At 58.4% G+C, this 8,392-nt stretch carries 5 protein-coding genes; all 5 read right to left on the bottom strand.

The genetic code is table 11. The features are described from left to right. Positions 1–564: hypothetical protein (locus tag ADICEAN_RS19160; protein ID WP_040398316.1), on the bottom strand; the 564-nt coding region annotated here is incomplete at its 3' end. A gap of 155 nt (positions 565–719) precedes the next feature. Continuing rightward, positions 720–1,478, bottom strand: a complete 759-nt coding sequence (locus tag ADICEAN_RS19165; RefSeq protein ID WP_009197317.1) for a protein phosphatase 2C domain-containing protein — start codon at positions 1,476–1,478, stop codon at positions 720–722. A 37-nt stretch (positions 1,479–1,515) separates the two neighbouring features. Further along, a complete protein-coding gene (locus ADICEAN_RS21605) occupies positions 1,516–3,168 on the bottom strand; it encodes a serine/threonine-protein kinase (protein ID WP_009197318.1) in 1,653 nt (550 codons plus the stop codon). 92 nt (positions 3,169–3,260) lie between these two features. Further along, positions 3,261–4,610: a type IX secretion system membrane protein PorP/SprF gene (locus ADICEAN_RS19175; RefSeq protein WP_083879788.1), complete on the bottom strand. Its 1,350-nt coding sequence runs from the start codon at positions 4,608–4,610 to the stop codon at positions 3,261–3,263. A gap of 3 nt (positions 4,611–4,613) precedes the next feature. Then, on the bottom strand, positions 4,614–8,392 hold a 3,779-nt coding region (locus tag ADICEAN_RS19180), incomplete at its 5' end, for a T9SS C-terminal target domain-containing protein (RefSeq protein WP_040398320.1).

An 8,392-nucleotide genomic window follows, 5' to 3' on the forward strand; every position in this document is an offset into this window, starting at 1 on the left:
TTTTTCTCTGCCCGCAGCTGGGCTAGCTGCTCCAGGGGGGGGGTAGAGGGCCGGATCGGTTTTATGCCGCCCTTTAAAATGAGCGGTATACTGTATCAGAATGTAGGGGTATTCTCCCTGCTGCAGGTCGGAGAGCTGAAAGTTGTAAAAATCCACCGTTTCCAGCTCCGACTTCACATACTGGCCGGCAAACTCCCGGATAAAGTCCAGCGCCCTGATGTTTGGCTCCTCCAGTCCGCTGAGGCGGGAGGGAAATAGGGTATTGTCTACGGGCACATCATGGGCCCAGAAGATGCGGGTGCTGGGCTCATGATACGCACTGTTGATGGCATCATGCACGGCCGAGGCGGGAACGGCTGCATTTGAGATCAGGTTCAGGATACTTTCATACTCCATCAGCGTAAGCTGTGCCTGGTACCTGATCTCAGCCTGGTCCCGCAGCGTAAGCGACTGAGCGAGCAGGGGGCTCAGCGGCAACAGGCAGACCAGGACCAACCACAGAAGCGGGAGTAGTCTGGCTGCCGGAGCCGGTCTAGTAAAGAAAAAAAAGGTGCCTATGTTCATGGTGCTGTACTCCTGTTAAAAAAATTCGGGCCTGCCGGGCTATAGGGATAAAATCCCAAACAGGTTAAAAAAATTCTTTTTGGCGCTGTTTTCCTCCATCTCCAGCGCCACTAGGGTGATGTTATCTACTCCGCCCGCTTCGTTGGCCCGCTGGATCAGCTGCTGGCAGGTAGCTCCCAGATGGCCCCCTGCTGCAGGATCTTTTCAATTCCCGTATGCGGCACCATGTTGTTGAGGCCATCGGTGCACAGCAGCAGCCGGTCGCCGGGCGCCAGCGGGCAGCTGATAAAATCGGGGGCTGGTGCTTGCGCCCCGTTGCCCAGGCTTTGGGTGATGATGTTGCTGCGGGGGTGTACATCGGCCTCCTCGGGGGTAAGGGTGCCGGCCTTTACCATTTCCCAGACCAGGGAGTGATCGCTGGTGAGCAGCCTGAGGCCGCTGGCGGGCTGGTAGAGGTAAGCCCGGCTATCGCCCACCCAGCCGATCAGGGCTTTCTGGGCAAATACCCAGGCCATGATCAGGGTAGTGCCCATGCCGGCCTGTTCGGCATTCTGGCGGGCTTCCTGCACTATGGTCTGGTGGGCCGCTGCTATGGCCTGGCGCATCAGCTCGGTGGCCCGCTCCTCGTCTGGCCTATCGGTCAGGGGCAGGGCATCAAAGTGTTTCTGAATGCTTTCTATCGCCAGGGCTGAGGCTACCTCTCCGGCATTGGTGCCGCCCATGCCATCGGCCACCACCAGCAGGCAGCCCTGGGGCTGTAGGCGCTGGGGGGTATCGGACAGGTACCAGCGCCGGTCGGCCAGGTTGGGACATACAATAAAATTGTCTTCGTTGTGGGTGCGTACAAGGCCCACATCGGTCATGGCCTGTAGGCGAAAGCGGGTGCGGGCAGTATCTTGCTTGGGCTGTGGCATGAGAAAAAAATATCAGAACATAAAAAAATGCGCATACTCAAAACGCAGCTATGGGGTCTTTTGATACCCGCAGCTCGGTAATCTTATTGTTTTGGTCGGTTTTTACCTCTCTAACGGTTACCTGATGCGGAGAGGTCAGGAGCATGGTCAGGAAGATGCCGGCCCGGTACTCCTGCACGCTGCCATCGGACTCATCCAGCACCCGCACCGAGCCATCGGCAAAGCGGGCCAGGGCTTCCTGCTTCCAGCCAGAGCGCTGCTCCCGCGAGTTTTGGGGATTGGAGATCTGGTTAAGTTCCTTCTGCAGCTGCTGGCGTATGCCGGGGGTTCGCACCACAGGGGTTGCTGCCTCGGCTTGCGGCTGCGATGGAACCGCTGAGGCATTCTGTTTCTCTTCCTGCCGGGCCTCCAGCAATATCTTTTCCCGGGCCTGCAGTCTGCTGATTGAATCTTGCCAGCTCAGGCGCTGGTTGGCCTGCTGCAGCTCGGCTTCCATGTTCTTGAGCTTGTCCTGCAGGGGGTCGGGCGCGGGCTCAGGTTCCTGGCCCAGCGAGGCGGCCGTACGTTCGGTAGGAGCCGCAATCACCCCTTTTTTCAGCAGCTCATGGTATACCCAGTAGCCGGCTCCGGCCAGCAGGGCCAGGGCCACCAGGGCCGCCACCACAGAGGGCATGCGCGTTCTTTTGGGCGCAGTCTGCCGCCTGATACCCGGGGGCACTGTGCGTAGTGGCGCTGCTTTTGCAGGGGTAGGCTGCCGAAGGGGTTCTGGTTTGGGCGCAGGGGCAGTGGTTAGCGGACCGGCAAGGAATTGGGGCGCCTGGGCGGGTTCGGCTCCAGATGCCAGGCCGGCGGGAATCTCCCAGCGGCCGGTTTCCAGGTAGTGCTTGCCCCATTGGTGAAGTTGCCGGGCGGTAGGGCGCCGGCGCCGGTCGGCCTGCATGCAGGCCTCCAGAATGGCGCTCAGCTCCGGTGCATAGCGATCGGGCAGCACAGGCACGGCGGCTCCTTTGAGCAGGCACTGGCCGCCGGCCCCTTCCCAGGGAATGGTGTCGGTGCACATTTCATAAAGGGTAACGCCCAGCGAGAAAATATCGCCGGAGGTATCGGAAGAGGGCCGCCGGTCGAAGCGTTCGGGCGGGGCATAGGCCACCGTAAGGGTCTGGGTGCCGGAGGTATCCAGCTGTATGGTATTGCGGATGCGGTTGCTGATGCCAAAATCGGCCAGCATAAAGACCTCGGGCTGCAGCAGCAGAATATTGTCGGGCTTAATGTCCTGGTGAATGATGGGGGCCTCCTGTCCGTGGATCTCGGCCAGGGCCGAGCCAATCTGGCGCATCACCAGGGCCAGCTGCCGTTCGCTGAGCACCCCCTGCTCCCGCAGCACCGTGGTAAGGGAGCCATAGGGGCAGTAGGGCATGATCAGGTAGGGAGAGCCCTCTACAATATCATAATGGTGCACCCTAAGCAGGTGCGGGTGCGACAGGCTGTGGGTAAGGGTAAATTCATTTCGGAACTGGCGCAGGCCATAATCATCCAGGCCCTTGGTGGGGGCATAGATCTTGATGGCCACTACGGCATCATCGGCCATCAGGTCCAGGGCCTTCCATACCTCCGAAAAGCCCCCTTCGCCTAAAAAGTGGCTTAGCAGGTAACGGCCTGCAAATATTTCGTTTTGCTTTAGTACGGGCATAAAAAATCGATCATTACAGCAGGGGCCCACCTAAAAAACGCACAAAGGGGCAGGCTGTTGTGCTGCTTCGCCTGGTCTGGGTGTAGGGCGCTTTACCACCCCCTTCTGAAGCTGCGCTGTTTTCTGTTCTTTTTATTGAGTTTCTTGAGCTTCTTAGCGGTAGCTTTTTGTGCTTTCCGGTATTTTTTGGCAAGGTTTGATTGCTGCTTGCCCATTTTTATGGCGGGCCGTTTTTTGCCGGCCTTGGCCTTATAGGACGTAACTTTTCTAGTAAACGTATTTTTTCGGCCTGCTACTGTTTTTTTGCCTGCCCTGGGCTGAAATGTTTTTCCCGCCTTGCGGTTCAGCTTCTTTTTGTACGAGGTGGCAATCCTGTTCTTTTTAACAGCAGGTCCTGTATGGGCCTTAAAGGCAGGGGAGTTGATGCGGTTGCTGCCGCCATAGTGGGGGCGGGGGCTGGCCGCCCGGTGCACCCGCCAGCCAATGGTAGCCTCGGCGGTATTTTGCAGGCCCTGCAGGCCCCTGTCGCCAAAGGGGGTAGAGTAGCTCAGGCCCAGCAACAGCTGGTTGCGCACCAGCTGCATGGCAAAAGTAGCGCTTTGGTCGGGCGAGTAGTAGATGCCCAGGCCCAGGTACTCCTCGGCTACGGGTTTGCGCGGGTTGATGCCTTTGTTGAGCTGCAGGCCCCCCACCAGATCACCAAAGCCGCTCTGCTGCTGCCAGAAGAGGTGAGTGCCCAGCTCATAGAAGGGGGTGCTGATGAGGCGCAGCTGCGAGTAGACCACCAGCCGCTGGGGCTCGGCCTGATTTTCGTCGGTCTCCAGATAGGTAAAGCGGCCCTTGTTGGCATTGATCAGGCCGGCGCCCAGGTGAAACTGCTGCTGGCCTCGGGCGTCGGTCAGGTAATAAGCCAGGCCCACATTGGTGGTAAAAGCGCTGCTTTTGTAATCGAAAAAGCGCTCGCCGTGGTCCAGGCCGGGATTGATCTGCCCCCCCTCTACCTGATTGGAGGTAGTGGCCCTGCTCCAGTCCAGGCCTCTGGAGAAATACCCTCCCTGCACACCGCCCACCAGGTGGTGCTGGCCTGCAAGGCGTACGGTATAGTTGTAGCTGAGCAGGGCGCCGCTGGTGGCCATGAGGTAGGCGCTGCCATTTTCCTGCCGCAGCACATTGAGCCCAAGCGTACCAAAAGGGGTATTGCGCTGGCCGTACAGGGGAAACTGCCCGCTTAGCAGCATGCTGCGGGCGCCAAAGTTGGCGGCCAGGGCCTGCTTCTGATAATGGGCGCTGATCTGCTTATAGCCGTAGGCCGACATGGCCGTGGGGGCGGTCAGCTGCGGGCTCAGCCAAAAGCTGGTAGGGGTTGTATACTGCGCCACTACTCCTGTACTGCCAAGCAACACAACTGCACATGTCCACCAAACTGCTCGAAAAAATCGCATATCTTATCGTATGAGCGTAACGCTTCCTGTCATTTTGGTGCCGGAGGCTCCGGCAGCGTTATGCTGATATATTAAAATCCACATATAAGAATCCTCCGGCTGCGGCTTGCCCCCTACGGTGCCATCCCAGCCCTGCTGTGTGGCTTCCTCTACGCTGCTGGTTTCATACACCAGCCGGCCCTGCCGGTTGTAGATGCGCCAGTGCAGCGACTGCAGCTGGCGGGCATGGACAATAAAGGCATCGTTCATCCCATCGCCATTGGGCGAAAACAGGTTCGGCACCACTACATACTCGGGGGCAGGCTCTCCTCCCGGCCCTTCGCCTACCGGCTCCTCTTCCTCTTCATCGTTGTCGGTGAGGGTCATGGTAGCGCTGCTCTTGTCGGGGTCCAGCAGGGCGCCGGCAATAGGGGGTGCCTGCAGGCTAAGGATGATGGTTTCGTCCTCTTCCACCACCCCATCGGCCAGTACGTTTATGGGTACCCGGGTGCTGGTTTCGCCGGCCTTAAGCACCACCTGATTGCCGGGGGAAGTATAATCGGTGCCCGCAGTAGCGGTGCCGCTAAGGCTATAGGGTAGGATAAGATCGGCTGGCAGCGGCAGGCTGCTGCGGATCAGAAAGGTACCGTGCTGGTCATCTTCCTGCGCATGCTTTTCAACCGTTACGGCCAGTAGGGCAGGGGTTACTTCTTCTTCCTCATCATTGTCGGTCAGGCTCATGCTGGCGGCAGTGCGGGCCTGGTCCAGTACCAGGCCGGGCAGGTCGGGCGCCAGCAGCGTAAGCACAATGGTTTCCTCCCCTTCTACAGCCTCATCGGCCAGGACTGTGATGGGTAGTTCAATGCTGGTCTGTCCTCCCTTCAGCACCAGCTGGCTGGGGGGAGCGGTATAATCGGTGCCGGGGGTGGCAGTGCCCGACAGGCTGAAGCTAATGGTAAGATCGGACGGCAGGGGTAGGGAGCTGCTGATACGGAAGGCCCCATGCTGATCATCTTCGGCGGCATGTTTGGCTACCTGTACCGATAGCAGGGCGGGATCGGCTTCCTCTTCCTCGTCGTTATCGGCCAGGGTCATGCTGGCGGTTTTCTTGTTTTCGTCCAGGCTGATTTCTGCTGAAGCGGGGGCTTGCAGGCTCAGCACAATGGTTTCGTCGCCTTCTACGTCCTCATCGGCGATTGGCAGTATGCGGATGCGGGCGCTGGTCTGGCCGGCGGGCAGCAGCAGTTCATCCCCCTGGGGCTGGGTGGTATAGTCGGTGCCCCGGCCGGCACTGCCCGAATAGGTGTAGCGGATGCGGCTTTCCTCTTCCAGGGGGCGGGATAGCCGCAGCTCAAAGTAGCCTTCCTGATCATCTTCGGCCGCGGCAGTGCCCAGCTGTACGGACAGAAGGGCGGGCTCCGGCGTTTCCTCTTCTTCATCATTGTCCGTAAGAATCATGGTAGCGCTCTTGCCATCCGGGTCCAGCAGGGCGCCGGCAATGGTAAGGGGCTGGAGCGTAAGAATAATGGTCTCATCCCCTTCCACCTCCTCATCGGCCTTTACGGCTATGGGGATTTTTACGCTGGTTTCGCCTGCTTTTAGCACCACCTGCTTGCCGGGTGAGGTGTAATCGGTACCTTCGGTGGCGGTGCCGCCCAGCGTGTAGCTAAGGGTCAGGTCCAGCAAAAGGGGCAGGCTGCTGCGGATGATAAAGGCGCCATCCCGATCATCTTCGGCCGCCTGGGCATCTACCTTCACCGACAGTAAGGAGGGGTCTTTGTCTTCTTCCGTATCGTTGTCCTTGATCGTTAGGGTATCGGTGCTTTTTTTATCATCCAGGGCTATGCCTTGCTGGGCGGGGGCCTCCAGCTCCATCACTACAGTTTCATCGCCTTCCACCTCGGTATCGGCCAGCACCTGTATGGGAATGCTTAGGCGTTTCTGTCCTGCTTTGAGCACCACCTGGCTGCCGGGCGAGCTATAATCCCGGCCTTCTGTAGCCGTACCCGACAGGCGAAAGCGGATGGTAAGATCGGTACTTAGTTCTTTGGAAATGCGCAGTTCAAATTCGCCATCCTTGTCATCTTCGGCCGCATTTTTGGCATTGGAAATGGAGATCAGGATATCCTTTTCTTTGTCGTCGTCGTCATCGTCGTCATCTCCATCATCATCATCGTCGTCACCATCATCGTCGTCACCATCATCGTCATCTCCCTCATCGTCATCCCCATCTCCGTCGTCTCCATCCTCATGATCTTCTTCCTCATTGGCGGCTAGGGTCATGGTAGCGGAGCCTGCATCCAGCTTTACGTCCTGGGCAGAAGGGGCTTTCAGGCTCAGGATGATGGTGGCATCCTGCCCGCTTACTGTACCCTTGCGCTTTATCCGGATCTTTTCTTTGTCTTTGCCCGCCTTTAGCACCAGCGACTCCCCTTCGGGCTCGGTGGTATACTGATTTCCCCTGCCGGCCGTGCCGCTAAAGCTGTACTGTATGCTGAGATCAGTAGCCAGGGGGCGGGACAGGCTGATCTCAAAGAAACCCTCCTGCTCACTTTTGCCAATATTTTTTTCTACCCGTACCGACAGCAGCGCGGGCTCCTGCTCCTCTTCCTTATCATTATCCTGTAGGCTAAGGGTGGCGGATTTTTTTGCCTCATCCAGTGCCAGGACCTCTGTTGCCGGGGCCGTTAGGGTTAGGATCACTGTTTCTTCTTCCTCGGGCTCGGTATCGGCCAGTACGGTAATGGGTATTTTTACGGCCTTTTCACCGGCTGGCAGCTGTACGCTGGTGGGGGGTGCCTCGTAGTCCTGGCCTGGCTGCGCACTACCCGACAGGCTAATGGCTATGGTTTGCTCAGTGGCCAGAGCCCGGGAGAGCCGGATCTCAAATTCGCCGTGCTGATCGTCTTCGGCGGCATTTTTGGTGGCAACAACGGAGAGACTAGCAGGTTCTTCGGTCTGATCTGTCAGGTGAAAGGCAGCAATAAGGGCGGCTTCACTGGCGGCACTGGCTCCGGAAAAGCCTACGGCATAGAGCTTATCCCCTTCTATCAGCAGGCGGTTAAGGTCTTCAGTAGCGCCTCCCAGGTCAACGATTACCGTACCGTTAGCCTGGCTGCCAAAGTCTTTATCGGGGCTGCCATCCTTATCGAAACGGGCCAGAGCAATGTCTTCCCGACCGTCTACTACCGTATGGCCGGCCAGGATGATTTTTCCGTCGGGCTGCACAGCGATGGCGCCCGACCTGTCGTCTGCCCCGTTAAAATCCAGCAGCACCAGACCCTTTACGGCCTGGTCTTTGCCAAAGGAGGGGTCCAGCTTGCCATTTTTGTTGTAGCGGGCCAGTATAAAATCCAGATGTCCGCCCCGGTAGGCCTCGCCGGCCACCAAAATCTTGCCGTTTTCCTGCAGGGCCAGGGAGGTGCCCTGGTCGTTGATGCCTTCAAATTCTGTGATGACGGTTCCGGTCTTGGAATCGCCAAAGTTCTTATCCACACTACCATCGGGCAAGTAGCGGGCCAGGGCAAAGCCTGCCCTGCGGTTGGCATGCTCATGGCCGGCCACCACAATTTTTCCGTCGGGCTGCAGGGCAATGGCTTTGCCCCGCACATTGCGCTGCTCAAAGGGGGTTACTACTTTGCCGCCGCTGCCAAAGGCCGGGTCCAGGGTACCATTGGCCAGGTAACGGGCCAGCACAAAATCAAGGGTCTGGCCATTGAAAGATTCGCCGGCCATTAGCAGTTTGCCATCGGGCTGCAGCGCCAGGGCTCTGCCAAAATCATTGTCTTCCCCAAAAAGGGTCA

This window comes from Cesiribacter andamanensis AMV16 (assembly GCF_000348925.1).
GTDB classification, from domain to species: domain Bacteria; phylum Bacteroidota; class Bacteroidia; order Cytophagales; family Cyclobacteriaceae; genus Cesiribacter; species Cesiribacter andamanensis.